Below are 18,425 nucleotides of genomic sequence, written 5' to 3'. Positions count from 1 at the left end.
ATGTTTCTGATGCCTGCCTTGCGCAGTCCTGTCAATGATTTTACTATCGATCACTATGAAAACGGATCAGACCCCCTTCCGCAAACCCGGACGCCCACTGTCATTCGACCGCGAGGCGGTGCTGGAAAAGGCGATGCTCGTCTTCTGGTCCAGCGGGTACGAGACGACGTCCGTGGCGGATCTGACAGCCGCCATGGGGGTGACGGCGCCCAGCCTGTATGCAGCCTTCGGCAGCAAGCAGCGGTTGTTCCTGGAAGCGATGCGGCGCTACGTGGGTGATCCGGCGCTGCTGGAGCAGCGGATGATGCAGGCACCGACGGCGAAGGACGCCGTGGAGGAGATGCTGTCCAAGGCGGCGGTCCTTTACACCGGCGCATCGACACCTCCGGGATGCCTCTTGGCAAGTGCTGCCGCGACGGGATCGGAGGACGCGGCCGAGGTGCGCGCCGCCATTGCCGCCGAACGCCGGGCAGTCCGCGAGATCATCCTGCGCCGCATCTCCGCGGACACGGACCGGGGCTTGCCGATCCCGAGGCTTGCTCCCGGCGTTCTGGCTGACCTGGTCGTCGCGGTGCTGCAAGGCATGTCGGTCCTTGCTCGCGACGGCGGGGACCGGACTGCCTTGCTGGCCGTCGCCGAGGCGGCCCTGCAATGCTGGGAAACCTGTGATGGCCGAAGGCAGGGACCGTCGTCCGGAGGATAGGCACGCTGCAGTCCCGAGGTAGCGGATCGATGGCGTCCAGAACGGCGGATGGTTCAGGTTCTTACATCTGCCGCGCCGGGTCGTGAAGACCAGTTTCCGTCCCCTGCATCCATCCCAGGCCAGCAATGATATGGCAGGGAAAACTAATACTTCAACCTGTTGCCGCAAAGGCTTTGCCGCACCGCCGTCGGTCGGCTTTCCGCCCGCTGAAGCGGTCTTCTAGCTGACCTTTACGGCAAGACTGCAGAAGCAGTGAATGGAAGCTTGGTGTCCCATCCCGGATGATCACATAGACCCTCGCCGGACCGCATTTTTCGTGGCAAGATCGATCTTGGGCGAGTTTCGGGACGGGAGGCGAGGATGCTGATCTCTCTTCACAAACAGGCAGCGACGACACCGAAGATACGAGCCGCGATCCAGGCAAGCACGGAACCGGCCTGGATGGTGGCGGAGCGCTACGGCATCTCCATGCAGACCGTCTGGAAGTGGCGGAGCCGAGACAGCGTCCATGACCGATCCCACACGCCGCACAGGCTTCAGTCGACGCTCACGCCGGCACAGGAAGCTGTGGCAGTGTCCCTGCGCAAGTCGCTGCTGTTGCCGCTGGATGATCTGCTGTCGGTGGTGCGGGAGTTCCTGAACCCTCATGTCTCGCGTTCCGGACTGGACCGCTGCCTGCGCCGGCATGGCGTGGGCAATCTGCGCGCTTTGAAGCCTGCCTTGCCACGACCTGCGCACGGGGCCTTCAAGGCTTACGAGCCGGGCTATGTGCATGTCGACGTGAAATATCTGCCGCAGATGGCCGACGAGAGCCGCCGCCGGTATCTGTTCGTCGCCATCGACCGCGCCACGCGGTGGGTCTTCGTGCGCATCTACCCGGCGAAGACGGCGGCCAACGCCCGCCGGTTTCTGCGCGATCTGGAACGCGCCGCGCCGATGAGGATCACCAAGGTGCTTACAGATAACGGCAAGGAGTTCACCGATCGCCTGTTCGGACTTCGCCGCCGGGGCCCTACCGGCAACCACGATTTCGACCGCCTCTGCGCCGACCTCGGCATCGAGCACCGCCTGGCCCCGCCCCTGCACCCGCAGACCAACGGCATGGTCGAACGCTTCAACGGCCGGATCGAGGACGTCCTGCAGAGCCACCGCTTCCGCAGCGGCGAGGATCTCGAACAGACCATCCTGCGCTACGTCCGGCTCTACAACGGTCAGCTTCCGCAATCAGTGCTGAAGGGCCGAACGCCAATCGACGCGCTCAAGGACTGGCAGAAACAACGGCCGGACCTGTTCAGGAAGCGGCCCTATAATCACGCGGGATGTGACAGCTTGGTCTTTGCGGAGTCAACGGATAGTCGCGCCACACTGTCCGAACTTTTCTGCAGGGGTCCGATACTGCGCGCTTTTCTTGGCCGCACATTCAGCTGTCGTGCCATGGCGCCGAGTTTGGCTTGGCTGTGGGTCGACATGTCGATGCGCAACGGGAAGTATCGGCGCAGAAGCCAAATGGCGGAGACGAAGTCCTTCGTATCGCCAGAACTTATCGTGTAAGCATTTGATTTTTAATGATTTCGTATTTTCTTGCCGTGCAAAACGTATTGCAAAATGTATAGCAAATTTTGGCGTTCGACTGTGGTATCGTTCAATAGGTTTTTGGCTATACGTCAGTCAAAGCGCGGTATCGGGCACATTAAGGACGCAGCGCTGCCCTTCTGATGCAATAGGTGCCCTCCTCGGCTGGCTGGAACGCGAACTTGAAGGTCTCGACCGGTCACAGGTAGACGCGTCCGGAACCTTCGGACCACGTGCACGTTTCTCCTATCAACCAACGGAGAGGAGAAACGTCATGGACAAAGATCGGATTAAAGGGAAGACCAAGGATTTGGCCGGCACTGCCAAGGAGACGTTCGGCAAGGCGACCGGAGACAAGCAGACCGAGCGCAGCGGAAAAGCCGATCAGGCTGAAGGTAAAGTCCAAGAGGGCGTCGGCAACTTCAAGGACGCGTTTCGCGGCGACAAGTAGTCCCATTACTGGGCCGGTTCTCGATTTGCCGGGCTTTGCACAAGGCGGCCGGTGCGATCCGGCCGCGCTTGAACCCCTTAATGCTGTTACTCGCGTGGGTGACGAATTGACTTATCTCGATGGTTCTCCACTCTCCAAGTTCGAAAATGACGACGAGACCGACAATGCCCGTCTCGTCGCTAATTGGAACCACGACAACCCTACCGCTGCCTGCCGCCGAAAAGCTTGTTCAGCAACCGAGCTAGTATCGATCCGCCATCTTGAGCAGGCCGCATTGGTGCTGACTGCCGTTGCGCCGCCGCTGGCGCGGTTGGGGTTGTCTTGGCAGATGCAGGTGTCGCCAGTTGCTTGGCGGCATGGGTCGCTATCGCATCCATTAGGGGTGGTGACAGCGTGTCATAAGGATGAAGCCGCAATTCCCGCAGACGGCCACGGATCCCGTCCATGCGAGAGGGATCGACCCCGGACTCGATGATTGAGCTGACAAAAGCTGCAAACTCCGGCTCGGACCATCCCGTTTCTTTTGACAATTCGGTATGCACGAAATCGAGCCCGTAAAACGGGTGGTCCGGGTTTTCTATACGCCCATACATATGCACACCGCATTCCCGGCATCGGTGACGCTGAATGGCCGCTTGAGCGTTCACGACCTCCAGCTTGGCTTCCTGTTCAACCACCTCGACGGCATCTCGCGAAACGACGGCAACCTGACTGAAGATTGCCCCATCGGGTTTCCAGCATTTAGTGCAGCCGCAAACATGATTATGCGCGGTTTGTGCGCCGACACGTAGCTTCACAGGATTGCTGGTGCAGTGGCACGCCAGAACCCCTCCGGAAAAACTCGGATCGCCTCGTTTTATTCCATTGTCGACCGCAGGATGAATAAGCACGCTTTGTGTGTTTGACATGGCCCTCTCCTCTGATGACCAATTTACCTCAACGTTGCTTTAACGGGAAGTAGCAGCAAGCGGGAAGAAAGTGGCAGATCCGCGTAATAGTTGTTTCGGGGATGCGCAAACTGATCAGTGGCTCGAAGGCATTCAGATGTATGCTGTATGTGCTCGCCGGATCACGCGCCAGCGCGGACCGATATTCCAGCGAGTGATGCCTTCATCCTTTCTCTGCACGTTGCAGCTCTATGCGCAGGGCTGCGATGTCTTCCCGAAGGGCTGCAATCTCCTGGGATCCGCCAACATCGCCATCGGGTGCTGCGGCCTCTTGTCCGATAAAAAAAGTCGCGAAGCTGGCGGTGATGTAGCCAAAGACTGCCAGCCCGTAGGTTGTCAGGAGTAGCGCGAGAACCCTGCCTTCCGCCGTCAGCGGCCAGAAGGCCGACCCCATTGTGGAAACCAGCATCGCGGTCCACCACAGGGCATCGGGATAGCTGGTGAAGCCCCCTTGAACATCACTGGCAGGCTCGAACGCCAGCATCCCGCCCGCGCCCAATAGAATAACCAGGGCAGTGGTAGTCAGCACATAGCCCAGACCTCTCCGGTCGAAACTTTTGCGCAAGGCGCCGAGGCCACGGTTGGCAGTGCCAACGATCCGAACGAGGCGCAGTCCGCGAGTCAGGCGCAGCAGGCGCAACACGCGCAGGAAACGGAACGCGGGTGCGGCAAGCGCAATAATCGTAATGGGATTCCGCCGCAAAAAAGGGATCTTGCGCGGTGCGAGTGTAAAGCGAAGTAGGAACTCAAGGATAAAGACAATCCAAATGATCGTGCCCAGCATCTCGAACACGCCCGAGGTCGTCCAAATCAACTCGATCGTGACGAGGCTGAGCCAGATGAACGACAGGACAAGCATTGGCCGTTCCAACCATTCCTCTAGCTGCGTCAGCACATGCCAGCGTTCCTGTTCATCATCTGACGGGTCAAGATGTGGCTCGGGGACCTCTTCCATGGGCATCTTCCTTTTTTGAGAAGTCCCACATCAATTCCTGCTGGGCCAATCAGGTCCATGTTGCCCTAGCTTGTCAAAACGCGAAGGGTCCGAAGAACCTATCCGAATATTCGCAGACGAGCCGCCCCGGGCGGAATGAAACCACGATGTTCGGTCTAAATCCTCGCTTTGGCGAAATCGTCGTGCCGCCTTGATCTGCCCCTATTCCCTGCCGCACTCTGCAATGGGAGGACTTGCCGATGACCACCACGACCGAACTTCTAGATCTTCTTCAGATCAGGTTTCCGATCCTGCAGGCACCTATGGCAGGAGTAGCCACGCCCTCGATGGCAGCGGCAGTCTCGGACGCGGGAGCCTTGGGTGCACTGGGTCTCTGCGCCTCAAGCCCGCAGGCTGCTCGGCAGGCTATCGAAGACCTGCAGCGGCGGACAGTGGCGCCTTTCAACGTGAACTTTTTCTGCCACGAGAGACCAATACGCAACCCCGCAATCGAGGCGGCCTGGATTGCGCGAGCGGCGCCGCTCTTTGCGCGGTTCCAAGTAGCGCCGCCACCACAGCTCCGCGATATCTACACCAGCTTCCGCGACACCGACGCCTATCTCGACCTTGTTCTGGAGATGCGCCCCCGCGTCGTAAGCTTCCATCTGGGCTTGCCTCGTCCTGACCAGATCGCAGTTCTGCTCGCCGCGGGGCTTGTTCTGATCGGCAGCGCGACATCGCCGACTGAGGCCCGCGCCATCGAGGCGGCCGGCCTACATGCCGTCGTTGCACAAGGGTGGGAGGCTGGAGGCCATCGCGGCCTTTTCGATCTGGGTCGGCCGGATGCACGACTTTCGACACGCGACCTGCTCCGTGCCCTTTTGAAGGAGGTGACGCTGCCGATTATTGCGGCCGGTGGGATCATGGATGGGCGTGACATCTGCCGCATGCTGGACGAAGGCGCTGCCGCGGCCCAGCTGGGAACTGCCTTCATCGGCTGCCCGGAGAGCGCGGCGGATGCAGGCTACCGCGAAAGGCTTGCCCTTGGTGGCGATACGGTCATGACGCAGGCAATATCCGGGCGCCCTGCCCGCTGTCTCAGCAATGCCCTTACTCAGTGGGTGGAGGACGTCGAACTCGCTACGATACCAGCCTACCCTTGCGCCTACGACCTAACCAAGGCCTTGGACACTGCCGCCAAGACCACGGGCGCCACGGCTTACGGCGCGCAATGGGCCGGCGCACAGGCCTCGCGTGCGCGCACCCTTCCGGCGGCAGAACTCGTGACGGCATTGACGGGCGAGATGATGGGCCATGCAGCTTCTGAAGTAATCAACGGCAACAAAACCGATGAATGATCTGCCGGTGACGAAAGGTAGAACTATAAGACAAGGATAACTTATACCAACAGCCCTGAGCTCTGACTCGCGGGATTCCCTTCGCCCTGAAAATCTGAATCATTGCCATCAAGAGATGGAGGTTCTGATGGCGATTGAGATCACTCGAACGGATATGTCGACAAGCGAGCTTCGGGCGGCGGCGGCGCGCACAAAGGATGCAAAAGCGGTGCGGCGGATTTTGGCGATCGCTTTTGTTCTGGAGGGCGCGGATCGCAAGACGGCGGCGGAGGCCTGCGGCATGGATCGGCAGACCCTGCGCGATTGGGTTCATCGCTACAACGCCGAGGGGATCGCCGGTCTGTCGAACCGGTATTCGGCAGGCCCGTCGCCACTCCTGAACTCTGAGCAGAAAGCGGAACTTGCCCGGATGGTCCGCGAAGGGCCTGACCTTGAGGCCGATGGGGTGGTCCGCTGGCGCTGCGTCGATCTCAAGCGCAAGATCGAAGATCGCTTCGGCGTGGCCATGCACGAGCGGACGGTCGGCAAACAGCTGGCGGCCCTTGGCTTTCGCCGTCTGTCGGTGCGCCCACAGCACCCCAAATCCGACCCGTTGGCACAGGAGGCATTTAAAAAAACTTTGCCGCGACGGTAAAGGCCGCCCTACCGGAGACGGCGCACGGGAAGCCATTGGAGGTGTGGTTTCAGGATGAAGCCAGAGTGGGCCAGCAGGGGACGCTCACCCGGACCTGGGCCGAGTGCGGAACCCGACCTCGCGCGCCGCGCGACACCCGCTACAAATGGGCCTATATCTTCGGCGCCGTCTGTCCATCGCGCGCCACGACCGCGGCACTTGTCATGCCACGTGCCGATACCTCGGCCATGAACGCTCATCTCGCTGAAATCGCAAAAACCGTCGCGCCGGGCGCCCATGCCGTGCTCGTCATGGACGGCGCCGGCTGGCATAACTCCAGTGCTCTACGCATCCCCGACAACATCACCATCGTGACGCTTCCGCCCTATGCGCCCGAGCTGAACCCGGTTGAGAACATCTGGGCCTATCTGCGCGCAAACTGCCTCGCCATCACCGTCTTTGACACCTACGCAGACATCGTCGACCGATGCTGCAACGCGTGGAACGCCTTCGCAAACGACCCCGAGCGCGTCCGATCAATTGCTACGCGTGAATACGCAAAAGCGGTCAATGCTTAGGGCCGTTGGTATTATTCCGCAGTAAGCAGACATGCGGAGCCTCGCCACGTGTCATTACCAACCAGAAGGGAAAGCAGATGAAAGTTTCTGATTTTGCAGAGCGACAAATTTTGAAAGCCCAAGCTGAAGGCCAGTTTGATAACCTGAAAGGCGCTGGACAGCCGCTCAATCTCCTGGGGGACGGAAGCGCTGACGCCATCGGGTTTCGCATCATGGCCGATGCAGGAGTTGTGCCCCGTGAAATCCAGTTGCGCAAAGCCGTCGACGAGCAGTCGCGAGTTTTGCGAGGGACGACGGGCGAGGACGCTCGGAAGCGAGAGATGATCAAACTGGCTGATCTCCAGTTGCGCCTAAGCATCGAACAGGAAGCGCGGCGACGCTTCTACGGCAGCTGAGAGATCGGCACGAACCAGCTCAATAGTTTTTTATCGCGGGAGCATCCAATCCTAATCAGCGCGCTCGGCCCATGCCGGCCGATCGACATCTATGGATGCCGTTCTGCGGCGTTTCAAAAGTAGCCGCCTCAGAACCTGGCACCATTATTGGATCTGGGTCAGCCATACCGCCGCCCGCCAGACGTCCCACTGCGCCAAGACCATAGTCGCGTATTCGCGCGCCTTGCGTCTGGCACACAACAACGCCCCTGACGTCAAGAGTGAAGGCAAAAAGGCCAAAGGTGCTCTGCACGGTGCCCACTGCGATGCCGGCTTAGGCTGCGGTCACGCCTAAGACATAAGCGGCAAGTGCAACGTGCATGATGGGCTTGCCGGTATTGGGCGGCAGAAAAGGCCACCCTTCATATGAGATATGGCGCCTTTATTTTGCGCTTGGTATTGCCCCGATTCGAGCGCATGCTTGCTCATCAACAGAAAGGAAAACCTATGTTTCGGCTGCTCGTGACCGCGCTGGTCTCGGCTTGCAGTCTGGCATCCGCCAGTCTGGCGCAGACGACCACAATTCCAAATAATGTGCCCGCGGGCAGCCCTTCGGCAGCGGGCGCCAGCAAAGTTCCAGTCGCGCCCCCGGTTACTGGCAAGGTGAACCTGCGCACCTGCCCAAAAGCCAAAGCTGCGACCTGCCGAGGGACTGTGCTTCATAGAAGAGGGCGCTGACCTTTTTGAATGGGATACTTCACCAGGCACGAGTTTGTCGGCGGAGGACCCGACGTATTTCCTTCTCCCGCTGCTCTCTTTTGCCAAGCATTTGAGAGAGGGGTTTTTATGTCTCAGAACTCCTTTTCCGTTACAGCGCCCCCCGGCAGCGGCATCCTCGCCGACAGCATTTCACGTGATGCCTGACCTCTTAAAATATCAAGAATGCCCATAGCTCCGGGAAAGCTTTATCATTCCCGACAGCGCCCTGTGGTAGCCAGTCATTTCGGCTGAGGAACGCTCTTAGGACGCCCTGGCGGCAGAAATGCCTCCCGGGATGCACATCGCGGAAAGTTGGGCAAACTGTGCCGTGATGTCTGCCGAGTTGGTTTCCCAAGCTACTTCGCACCCTGCCGAGACTTGCTCTATGTTTCCGTCCCATCCATACGGAAAGTAACGCAAACTGGCACCAAACCTACTGAGCGAACCATAGGTTCATCTGTATCAGGAATCGCTTTGGCTTGTAGTGCTGAGCCCCCCAGTCACTTGCCACCGAGGCCAGTTCCCACAGGACTTTTAAGCCCCCCCGGCACGATTTGTGCGCTTGAGCCTGTTGTAGCAGGCGAATTGCTGGCTTCTTAGGCTAAGCCAAATTTTATTAAAAGCGTGATTTACGGTTGCGCGTCGCTATTACGCGATCACCACAACCTGCAAGTTCCTATTTCGATTTGCGAAAGTCCCATTCTTACGACGTTGCTTGATACAATCGAAGCGGCGGATTGCACGCGGAGGGCGATATTCGACCAAGTTTTTCATCTGGATAGAAACACATATTAAATGTTAAGTGATAATTGATCACGAATCTTAATCATAAAATTGGGATAGAAACTTAGCATAAAGAGCAAACAATATGCCTCGTAAGTTTCTCGAATCTGACGTTCGCCCTACTGTCTCAGCAGGGGATTTGCGGCTAATCCTATCCGCCCTCTCGGCATATATGCACAATACGCAGTATCGCGTATTATACGAGCGGTTGATGGCTCAGGCTGTAGTGTTGGGTGTAAGCGTGCCGCCACCTGATGCTGCGGCTGAGGAACAGCCTCCCAAAGCGTTTCAAGCTGCGTTCGATGAATGGCCGGAGCGCGATAAATACCCCAGCCAGATAATCATAATGCCGCGCCCTCAAGGATAAAGGGAGCCGCATTTGTCGAGTTTTCCCGCTTGCAGTCCAGAGGGGATGCTTTGAGTTTGCCGAAGTTACAGCCGGGCGCTTTCTGCCTATCTTGTGTCGACTGAACAACGATGACGGTCATCAGTTTGCCGTTTGGTGTCCTGTTCCAAAGCAGACGAGCAGCCTGCACACCAGACGGCCGGTAGATTGTCCGGATCGTTGCGGGGCACGCGGCGGAGCGCTCGACTGCGGGGTGCGGGTCAAGATGCTGTGGACGAGGGGACCGAGTGGCAGGCGAAGGCCGGAGGTCCTCTGGGTTTAGCAGGCCTGCGTCGGTCCTCAGCATGAGCACCACCGTCATCCAGCCCTGACCCATAAACTTGTATATCATGAGCACAGCCCCGATGGCGTAGGCCACGAAGACCGGGTTCTCCATCGAGAGCATGGAAGGCATGAGGCCTCTCCTGATGATTGTTACGCAAGGCCGCTGTTATCGTCGTCGCCTGGACCCACCCGGCATGCGACGTGTGCCCGGCGGGTCCGATGAACCCCTGTCATTCCGCCGGGGTGAAGGCCGCAGCGCCGTGCCGAAGCTTTAAGCCATCGCCAAAGCCGTGGCGGACCACAGTGAAACGGAACACCGCCATAGAGCCGAAAGTCAGGAACGAGCCCGCGATTGCCACACCGGGCGAGCCGCCGGTCGTGGCCAAGGCGATGCCCGGGACCATGATCGCGACCCCCAGTATCGCGAGACCTGCATGAACGCGCGGCAGCCAGCCCCCCCCGCGGCCTGGGGCGTCACTCGATAGTAGAGACCAAAGAGCGCCATCGTGGCCCATCCCACGAGGTTGAGGTGAGCATGTGCCCCGACCATGGAATGATCGTTGCTGGCGGCCATCTGGAGGCACCAGATCATGCCGCCTGTGACGCACAGGACGGCGGCGATCTACCGCACCTATTGACGCGACCGCGCCGCGCTGACCGCCGTGGTGATGGACTGAAGGATCCCTCCCTCGACGGGCGTCGAACGAATGGCACCTGACCGGTGCGCTCACAAAAGCCCATATCATCAAAAGGCCGCGCCCATTCGGGCGCGGCAATGAAAGTCAATTACGTGTCTAAACGTCGTTTTCAGTTACACCGTCCTTGTCAACATAGATGATCGGTCCGCGCACGAGGAGCCGTAGTGCTGCGGCCAGAAGTGCAATCCCGATCGGAAGATAGATTGCGGTCAGTCTGCTGAAGGTCCAGTCATCCTCTGAAAGACGATACAATCCCCCGGCGAGGAAAATCGCCCCCATGATGGAAAAATTTTGCACCATGGACCGCCATTGCAAGATCCGGATCAGCCTGATGTCTCTTACCAATTCAACCATTTCATTCACCTCTTGTTGCTACTTCGACGTTTCTAAAGCGCAGCAAGTGAGAGGTCGCTCGGAGAATAAGATGCCACGATCGTCTCCGGCATCATGGTGTGCAAGAAGCCGTGTGTTACACCCTAGCGGAAAGTGTTGCCTTTCCGAACTGCGCGCGGCAGGCCTGCCCGTCGCTGTCGTGGGCGACAGTTGCCGCGATCCGATTTATGCTTACGGGTATCACGACATGCTGGACACATGGCGCCAATCGGTCCGCATCCTTATCTGGATCATCCCTTCGCGGATGCACCCAGCCTCGCCGGGCCGGTTCCGGCTCGGATCATGGGTGTCACGGCCGGGGCCATCGGAGCAGGACGGCGGCTGACCTAATGCTATTCCACGCCTATACCCTTAATCAGGTCATCGCTTGGCCCTAATCCGACCGAATGCTGGTGCGGGCGGGACAGTGGTGCTCGCCACCTTCGCCCGCCTATGCTTCAAGGTGACGAGGTAAACATCTTTGCCACAGAACGGCCCAAAGTAGTCGGGCAGCCCATATCAGCTGCTGCGATGCAGCTTCCCCAAACCGGACGTCGACAGTTTCTGCAGCCTTCTCGGCTGAACAGGTCGCTATTTTCCAACTAATGAAACGATCGCCTCCACGATTTCTGCCGTCGGCGGCGCGATGCCAACTCTGAGATGCCGTTCATCCCGTCCCGGCTCTTCCAGCGTCGCTACTTGGCTGTCAAAAAGAGCGATAGGCATGAAGTGGCCATTGCGGCGGCGCATTCGCTCTATCAGGGTTTCTCGCGTGCCGTGCAGGTAGATGAACAGCACATCTCCCGGCGCAACCTCACGCAACAGGTCGCGGTAACGGCGGCGAAGGGCCGAGCACGCCATGACGGTGCCGGGTCGAAGCTCAGCACCAACCTCGCGCAACCACGGCTCACGATCGACATCCGCCAAGGGCTCTCCACGGACCATTTTCGCGATATTCGCCGGTGGGTGCAGTTCGTCACCATCGCGAAAGTCCAGGTTTAGCCGCGCAGCGAGCGCCCGACCAACCGTGCTTTTGCCACAGCCTGAGACGCCCATCACGACATAGGCGACGCCTGTCATGTCAGCAGCCATACCGGCCACAGGACGATCTGAGGCAGGGCCGCGACGATCACCAGCACGATGATGTTGATGACGTAGAACGGCAGCGCTGCGCGGACCAGCGCCTGCATCGGCAGGCGGGCGACGTAGGCAGTCGCAAACAAGCAGGTCCCCACGGGCGGCGAGGCGAGACCCACGGCGAGCGCCGCGCTCATGAACACGAGGAAATGCATCGGATCGACGCCAGCCTGCACGGCTGCGGGCAACAGAACCGGGATCAGCATCAGCGCGGCGGCGACGATGTCCATCAGCATCCCGACGATCAGGAAGACGATGCCCATCAGGATCAGCACCATGAAGCCCGAGGCGTCGAAGAAGGCCAGAAGGGAGGACGCCTTCCGCGGCAGCTGATCGATGGTGAAGATATAGGTCGCAGCGCTGGCGACCATCAGGATCAGCAGAACTGCTCCGGCGGTCCGCCCCGCCCCAATCGCCAGCTCCAGCATGTCGCGCCAGCCGATCTCACGATGGACCAGCCCCGCGATCAGCAGCGTATAGAGGACGGCAAGACCCGCCGCCTCGGTCGGCGTGACGATGCCCGAGAACATGCCCGTCAGGATGATGATCGGCGCGCCAACCGAGGGCGCGGCGCGCAGCAGCGCCCGGACCGCCTGTCGCCCGTCCCAGGCCATCCGCGCACCATAGCCATTCCGACGAGAGATCCAGTAGTTGTAAAGCGCCAGCGCTACCGCCAGAAGGATGCCCGGACCAAGCCCGCCGGCCAGCGCGCCCCCGACCGAAAGCCCCGCAGCCGAGGCCGCGATGATGATCAGGATCGAGGGTGGCACCAATGTGGCGAGCGTGGCGGTGATCAGCGTCAGCGCGGCTGAATAGTCCAGCGGATAGCCGCGAGAGGTCATCGAGCGGATCGTGATCGGCCCGAGGCTTGCGATATCGGCCACTGATGATCCCGAGATGCCGCCGAAGACGAAGGACGAGGCGATGTTGACCTGTCCGAGCCCGCCGCGGAAGCGGCCGATCAGGGATTGCGCAGCGTCGAATATTCGCTCGGACAGACCGCCGCGTTCCATGATCAGGCCAGCCATGATGAACAGCGGCACGGCGATCAGCAGGAACGAGTTAATCGACGTGGCCATGCGCTGCGTGATCATGCTGATTGGCAGCTCGAACCACCACAGGACCGACAGCGTTCCGAGGCCGAGCGCCACCGACAGGGGCACGCCAAGGATGGCAAGGGTGAAGAAGACGGCAAGAAGCGTGAGGCTCATGGCGCGGACTCCGTCGGGGGTGGGGACAAGGGGCGCAGGCTGTCCAGCAACGCCCCAAGGATCGCAAGGCCCGAGCCCAAGACCAGCGGCAACGTCGCCCACCACATGCCGACCTGCAGGATCGGGGATTGCTCACCGAAGCGGATCTGCTGGTTCAGAAGCGACCAGCCGTGCCAGCCGACAACCGTGAACAACGTGACGCAGGCCAGAACCTGAGCAATGCGCATGATCAACAGCAATAGGCGTGGCGCGGTCTCGGGGATCAGCTGCAGCGATGGGTGCGCCCCGGTGCGGAACGAGGCTGCAAGCCCCATCCAGATCGTCCATATGAACAAGAAACGCGACAACTCTTCGGTCCAAGGCACCGAGATGCTAGCTAGGCGCGAGCCGACCTGCAAAGAGATCAGCGCTACCATTCCCAACACCGCGACCAGGATCACAACATCCACGGCGCGCCAGATCAGTCTGTCCAGTCCAGTCATCCCATCCCTCCCCCTGATGCTCCCGCCGCACAAGGTGCGGCGGGCAAAATGCTGTTACTGCTGGACGAACTCCAGACTTCTTGTCATGAACTCGGCGCCGATCTGCTCTTCGAACTGAGGATAGATGCCACGTGCGATCTCCTGCACGCGGGCCAACTCGCCCTCGGCGAATTCGTTGACCTGCATCCCCTGCTCTTGCAGTTGGGCGATGATGTCCTGTTCGGCCGCGATCTCTTCGGCGTCATGTTCGGCAATCATCTCGTCGGCTGCTTCTTGAACGGCGGCGCGGTCGTCCTCGGGGATGCGTTGCCAAGCGCTGTCAGACAAGGCCAGCAGAAAGCTGTCAGCGACGTGCCGGGTCATGTTCAGGTGCCCCTGCACCTCGGAGAAGCGATTGTTCAGCGGCACCTCGACCGGGTTTTCCTGTCCGTCGATGGCGCGCAGTTGCAGCGCCGAATAGACTTCCGAAAAGGCCATCGGCGTCGGGTTCGCGCCGAGCGCCTCAAACAGCGCGACGAACAGCGTGTTGTTCGGCGTGCGCAGGGTCAGGCCGCTGAAGTCCTCGGCCGTGGTGATCGGGGTCTCGCGCGTGGTCACGTTGCGGAACGTCCGCAGGAAGAAGCCAAGGCCGTGGATGCTGAGCCGGTCCAGAGAGCCTTTCAGCTCGTCGCCGGGTTCACCGCCCAAATAGGCCTGAAGCTGGTCGTAATCCTCGAAAAGATAGGGCAGCGAGATGGCGTTCATCCGCGGTTCGAACGAGGCATAGACTGAACTGGCCAGGATCAGGCCGTCCAGCGCACCCGAGCCAAGCTGGTTGATCGCGGCATTCTGATCTCCCCCGAACAGGACGCCATCCGGAAAGACCTCGATCGTGACCTCGCCCTCGGTCTTCTCGGCGACCAATTCGGAAAACCGCGTCGCCGCGCGCCCGACCGAGCTGGTGGCGGGGTCCGGCACTGCAAGCCGAAGTGAAACCTCGGCCAAGGCTGCTCCCGGCAGCGTCGTCAAGGCCGTGCCAATGAGGGCCATCGCGGCCAGGCTGCGCGTCAGGGCGCGGCGGGTTGTGGTGAAAGTCATGTCGTCTCCTCCCCAAGTGTTGCGGGCGAATGCCCTTGTCAGTCCGTCAGTCCGTTGCGGCGCCGCAATTCCAGCAGCAGCGCGGCGTGGTCCAGATCGCCCCCTCCATGAGCGATGAGGTCCGTGAAAAGCTGATGCGCAAGGTTCAAAACCGGCAATTCCAGCCCCAGGCCCATGGCCACCTGCCGCGCGGCCGTGGTGTCCTTCACCTGGTAGCGCGCAGGCCCACCGGGCACGAAGTTGCGCTCGATCATGCGCTGGCCGTGCAGTTCCATGATACGCGACGCCGCAAAGCCACCCATCAGCGCCTCGCGGACACGAGCCGGATCGGCTCCACCCGCCTCGGCCAGAATCATGGCCTCGGCCACGGTGGCGATGGTGCTGGCGACGGTGATCTGGTTAATCAGCTTGGTGAGGGCGCCGGTGCCGGGTGGGCCGATATGGACGACCCGGCCCAGGGGCTCCAACAGGGGGTGGGCGGCTTCGATGTCCGCGGCCATCCCTCCTGCCATGATCGACAGCGTGCCGGCCTCGGCTGCGGGCGTGCCGCCTGATACGGGCGCATCGATCCAGCGCAGGCCCATTCCCGTGGCGATGGTCGCAAATTCCAGTGCCTCGGGATGGCTGATCGAAGACATCACGATCAGCAGCGCCCCCGGTTTCAGCCGTGCGGCGGTGCCCTGTTCGAACAGCACATCCCGGCAGGCGGGACCGTCCGACAGCATCACAATGCAGGCCACCGCGCCATCCGCCGCGTTGATGGGCGTCGCGGCCACCCAAGCGCCCGTGGCCTGCGCCTTGTCCGCGCTGCGGTTCCAAGCGCGGACCTCCGCGCCCGACGCCACGAGATTGCGGCACATCGGCGCGCCCATCAGTCCGGTCCCGAAGAACGCGACCGTCATGATGCGACCCGCTTGAGAAACTGGACCGGCCCCTCGGTGCAAAGATGCAGGCTGTCGCGAAAGGCCGCCAGATGCGGCGTCTCAAGATGCCGGTCGAACGCGGCGCGGTCGGTATAGACCTCGTAAAAGATGACCCGCACTGGCGAACTGGTGCGGTCCACCGCGATGTCGAACTGCAGGCAGTTGGGCTCATCCGCCAGCGAGGCGAACGCATCAGCCTGTGCAGCAGTCAGGAAGGCATCCAAATTGCCTTCCTCGACCTCGAAGGATGGCAGCACCACATAGCTCATGCCGCGCGGACCTGCTCGGGCGCCATCGTGCGCTGCTGTTCCTGGCGGACCTCGACCACGTCCAGATCATCGACCATGTCGACATCGTCGAAGGTCACAATCTGGTCCTGCGGCACATCCCGCTTCAGTTTGACCTTGTGTGCCAGCCCAATGGGCAGCGCATTGATCCGCGTCGACAGCGTCGCCGGAACGGCCTTGGCCCAGGTCGCAAAGCCACCCTCGCCATCAAGCCAGTCGCCAGCCTTCAGGTTGCTCTTTGCCGTCGCCACGGCGTCGCCGCGGAACTCGACCGCCGTGCCCGTGGGCTCGCCGCGCAGGCAGGCCGAGAGAACCGAGACGGACGTTTCCAGCCCGATCAGATGGAAGGGCCGCCACATCGAGCCATACCAGCCGCTGTCATCCGTCAGCAGGCCGTATTGCGCAAAGCACTGGCGCGTGTATTCGTCGGGGGCGCGGAAGGTCACGAACATGCCGTATTGGATGTTGTTCATCACCACGCGCCCATCCGGCTCCCGGCTGGCTGCAATGTCCGTCAGACCCGCGCGCGGCAGCCTGCCGCCATCAGCTTCCGGTTTGAAAACCTGTGCAAGATCCTGCAACCCTGCCGGATAGAAAGCCAGACCGTCATCGGGGCAATCCAATCCCGTCCCGTTAGCGACTGCCGCCATCTCGATTGCGGCCTTGGTGCCGTCGGTGAACGAGTTATACATCTTGGGATTGAAATCACCCGCGGCCACGAATTCATCCGACCAGCCGAAATAGCTCCAGACCGTGTCCGGGGTGGAGTAGCGATAGGGCGGGCGGAAATTCATTCCCTTGCCGGCCGATACTAACTCAAACCCCGACGAGCGGACCCAGTCCACCAGCTCGCAGCAAAAGGCCGGCTGATCGCCATAGGCCATGGAATATACGACGCCTTTCTGGCGCGCACGCTGTGCGAGGATCGGGCCGCACATCACGTCGGCCTCGACGTTGACCATCACGATATGCTTGCTCGCGTCGATCGCCATGATGGCGTGGCGCACTCCGGCAAGCGGATGGCCGGTCGCTTCGATGATGCACTCGATCCCGTCGAAGGCGCACAGTGCCGCTGCGTCGTCGGTGACGAAGGTCCGCCCGCTGTCCATCGCGTCGCCGAAGGAGGTCGCGGAATATTCTTCGTCTTCCCAGCCCGTCCGGGCCAGCGACCCACGAACCTTGCCTACGTCCAGATCAGCCACTGCGACGATGTGATAACCGGGAATCTTGCGCGCCTGTGCCAGCACCATCGAGCCGAATTTTCCTGCCCCGATCAAACCGACCCGGATCGGGCGGCCTGCTTCGTGGCGCTTCGCAAGCATGGATGAAAGGCTCATGTCGGATCGTCCTCTGTCGGCGCTTCTGCGCATATGGCTGGACGGGGGACGGGCAGCGGGCCGAGCATGGACCCATGCGCCACGCGCCGGGCCCCTACGATCGATCCTTGGGCTCCTCCCCCATTGCAGCCATGTTAGGATGGACGCGGGTAAAAAGAGAAATTACTCTTTCTTTTTGTCATTTAAGATATTCTAAGCTGTTCGCTGGGCTGGTCTGCCTCCACTCGGCTGCCTCCTCTCGCAGCCATTCGATCAAGCGTGTCACTCGGTGACGCCGCAGATTGGAACGTGGACAGACCAGCCATTGCGTTGCCACCTGCAACAGCGGCGTCTGCGCAACTGGCACGACAAGCCGCCCCGCCGCCAGTTCCGCTTCGATCATCAGTTCGCTTTCCAGCGCAACGCCATGGCCCAGACAGGCCGCGTCGATCGCCATATGCGAACGGTCGAAGGACAGCCGTGCCTCGGCGACCGCCCCCAACTCCTGCGCCTCGGCCCAGGCCTGCCATTGAACCTGCGCCTTGACCGATCGGATGCGCGGCAGGCGCAGCAGGTCGGCCGCCGACAGTGACGCCGCGCCGGCCAGGTCCGGCGCGCAGACGGGCACAAAGCGTTCCTCGGTCAGCGGTTCGGTATAAAGGCCCGGCCACCCACCCAGTCCGTGCCGGATCTCCAGGTCCACATTGTCGCGGGCGAAGTCCACCGGCTCGTTGGTGCCATCAATCCGCAGGTTCGTGTCCGGCATCCTTTCCATGAAGCGCGTCAGCCGTGGGAGTAGCCATTTTGAAGAAATCGTCGGCGTCGCGCGGATGATCAGCGTCGCCTGCTGCTGACGCCCCTGCATTGCGTCGGTCGCGCGCATTATCCCCTCGACCTTGTCCGAGATCATCTCGAAATACCGCTCACCGGCCTCGGTCAGCCCGACATTGCGCCCGCGCCGCGTGATCAGTGCCGTGCCGATCTGTTCCTCCAGCGCCTTGAGTTGCTGGCTGACGGCTGAAGGCGTCACGTTCAGCTGCGCCGCCGCCCCTACGATCGAGTTGAGCCGCGCGACATGGTAGAAGACGGCTATGGCGCGAAATGGTTGCATGGAGGCCTGTGGTGAAACGCTGATCAAACCGATTGTGGACCTTTGGTCAGGACTGTCCAGTGGGCGATC

General features: G+C 61.0%; 17 protein-coding genes and 3 pseudogenes. 6 read left to right on the top strand and 14 right to left on the bottom strand.

Features of this window, described 5'->3' with window-relative positions; translation table 11 throughout:
- Positions 1-55 precede the first annotated feature (55 nt).
- Together E4191_RS06135 and E4191_RS06130 are read left to right on the top strand one after the other, a co-directional pair.
- Positions 56-703 carry a TetR/AcrR family transcriptional regulator gene (locus tag E4191_RS06135; protein ID WP_135312626.1) on the top strand — a complete coding sequence of 216 codons (648 nt, stop codon included), beginning with the start codon at positions 56-58 and terminating at the stop codon, positions 701-703.
- A 360-nt stretch (positions 704-1,063) separates the two neighbouring features.
- Positions 1,064-2,029 (top strand): annotated as a pseudogene (locus tag E4191_RS06130) (IS481 family transposase); the annotation flags it as partial.
- 18 nt (positions 2,030-2,047) lie between these two features.
- Here the strand turns inward: E4191_RS06130 and E4191_RS24970 are convergent.
- Positions 2,048-2,205 (bottom strand): annotated as a pseudogene (locus E4191_RS24970) (IS30 family transposase); the annotation flags it as partial.
- 344 nt (positions 2,206-2,549) lie between these two features.
- On the opposite strand from E4191_RS24970, the gene E4191_RS06125 reads away from it, so the two are divergent.
- Positions 2,550-2,726: a CsbD family protein gene (locus tag E4191_RS06125; RefSeq protein WP_135312625.1), complete on the top strand. Its 177-nt coding sequence runs from the start codon at positions 2,550-2,552 to the stop codon at positions 2,724-2,726.
- 344 nt (positions 2,727-3,070) lie between these two features.
- On the opposite strand, the pseudogene gfa reads toward E4191_RS06125, so the two are convergent.
- Both gfa and E4191_RS06115 read right to left on the bottom strand, forming a co-directional pair.
- Positions 3,071-3,634: pseudogene (gfa, locus tag E4191_RS06120) on the bottom strand (S-(hydroxymethyl)glutathione synthase); the annotation flags it as partial.
- Between the two features lie 202 nt (positions 3,635-3,836).
- Complete coding sequence (locus E4191_RS06115; RefSeq protein ID WP_135312623.1) at positions 3,837-4,628, bottom strand: ion transporter; 792 nt, start codon at positions 4,626-4,628, stop codon at positions 3,837-3,839.
- A 239-nt stretch (positions 4,629-4,867) separates the two neighbouring features.
- Between E4191_RS06115 and E4191_RS06110 the strand changes: the two genes are divergently transcribed.
- The 3 genes from E4191_RS06110 (at position 4,868) to E4191_RS06100 (ending at position 7,551) form a co-directional block, all read left to right on the top strand.
- A complete protein-coding gene (locus E4191_RS06110) occupies positions 4,868-5,965 on the top strand; it encodes an NAD(P)H-dependent flavin oxidoreductase (protein ID WP_135312622.1) in 1,098 nt (365 codons plus the stop codon).
- 124 nt (positions 5,966-6,089) lie between these two features.
- A protein-coding gene (locus tag E4191_RS06105; protein WP_135314346.1) for an IS630 family transposase occupies positions 6,090-7,156 on the top strand; the annotation gives its coding sequence in 2 pieces (ribosomal slippage) (positions 6,090-6,576 and positions 6,576-7,156; 1,068 coding nt in all).
- Between the two features lie 77 nt (positions 7,157-7,233).
- Positions 7,234-7,551, top strand: a complete 318-nt coding sequence (locus tag E4191_RS06100) for a DnaJ family domain-containing protein (protein ID WP_135312621.1) — start codon at positions 7,234-7,236, stop codon at positions 7,549-7,551.
- Positions 7,552-9,413: 1,862 nt separating this feature from the next.
- On the opposite strand, the gene E4191_RS24120 is transcribed toward E4191_RS06100, so the two are convergent.
- The 11 genes from E4191_RS24120 to E4191_RS06050 form a co-directional block, all read right to left on the bottom strand.
- Positions 9,414-9,560 (bottom strand): hypothetical protein, encoded by a 147-nt coding sequence (locus E4191_RS24120; protein WP_228461597.1) that lies wholly within the window; start codon positions 9,558-9,560, stop codon positions 9,414-9,416.
- 412 nt (positions 9,561-9,972) lie between these two features.
- Positions 9,973-10,146, bottom strand: a complete 174-nt coding sequence (locus E4191_RS24115; protein WP_228461595.1) for a hypothetical protein — start codon at positions 10,144-10,146, stop codon at positions 9,973-9,975.
- Between the two features lie 390 nt (positions 10,147-10,536).
- The gene (locus tag E4191_RS23675) at positions 10,537-10,794 is read right to left on the bottom strand and encodes a hypothetical protein (RefSeq protein ID WP_176562642.1); all 258 of its coding nucleotides are present in this window, start codon (positions 10,792-10,794) and stop codon (positions 10,537-10,539) included.
- 609 nt (positions 10,795-11,403) lie between these two features.
- Positions 11,404-11,892, bottom strand: a complete 489-nt coding sequence (locus E4191_RS06085; protein WP_135312620.1) for a gluconokinase — start codon at positions 11,890-11,892, stop codon at positions 11,404-11,406.
- Positions 11,889-13,160, bottom strand: coding sequence for a TRAP transporter large permease (locus E4191_RS06080; protein ID WP_135312619.1), 1,272 nt, complete (start codon positions 13,158-13,160; stop codon positions 11,889-11,891). The genes E4191_RS06085 and E4191_RS06080 overlap by 4 nt, the downstream gene beginning before the upstream one ends.
- A complete protein-coding gene (locus E4191_RS06075; protein ID WP_135312618.1) occupies positions 13,157-13,642 on the bottom strand; it encodes a TRAP transporter small permease in 486 nt (161 codons plus the stop codon). Before E4191_RS06075 ends, E4191_RS06080 begins: the two co-directional genes overlap by 4 nt.
- Before the next feature lie 54 nt (positions 13,643-13,696).
- Positions 13,697-14,719: a DctP family TRAP transporter solute-binding subunit gene (locus E4191_RS06070; protein ID WP_135312617.1), complete on the bottom strand. Its 1,023-nt coding sequence runs from the start codon at positions 14,717-14,719 to the stop codon at positions 13,697-13,699.
- 38 nt (positions 14,720-14,757) lie between these two features.
- Positions 14,758-15,621: an NAD(P)-dependent oxidoreductase gene (locus E4191_RS06065; RefSeq protein WP_135312616.1), complete on the bottom strand. Its 864-nt coding sequence runs from the start codon at positions 15,619-15,621 to the stop codon at positions 14,758-14,760.
- A complete protein-coding gene (locus tag E4191_RS06060) occupies positions 15,618-15,911 on the bottom strand; it encodes a putative quinol monooxygenase (RefSeq protein WP_135312615.1) in 294 nt (97 codons plus the stop codon). Before E4191_RS06060 ends, E4191_RS06065 begins: the two co-directional genes overlap by 4 nt.
- The gene (locus tag E4191_RS06055; protein ID WP_135312614.1) at positions 15,908-17,266 is read right to left on the bottom strand and encodes an NAD(P)H-dependent oxidoreductase; all 1,359 of its coding nucleotides are present in this window, start codon (positions 17,264-17,266) and stop codon (positions 15,908-15,910) included. Before E4191_RS06055 ends, E4191_RS06060 begins: the two co-directional genes overlap by 4 nt.
- Positions 17,267-17,444: 178 nt before the next feature.
- The gene (locus tag E4191_RS06050) at positions 17,445-18,356 is read right to left on the bottom strand and encodes a LysR substrate-binding domain-containing protein (protein ID WP_135312613.1); all 912 of its coding nucleotides are present in this window, start codon (positions 18,354-18,356) and stop codon (positions 17,445-17,447) included.
- Positions 18,357-18,425 lie beyond the last annotated feature (69 nt).

This window comes from Paracoccus liaowanqingii, assembly GCF_004683865.2.
Lineage (GTDB): Bacteria > Pseudomonadota > Alphaproteobacteria > Rhodobacterales > Rhodobacteraceae > Paracoccus > Paracoccus liaowanqingii.
The sequence above is the reverse complement of the archived record's forward strand: the minus strand, read 5'-3'. Positions and strand labels throughout refer to the sequence as shown.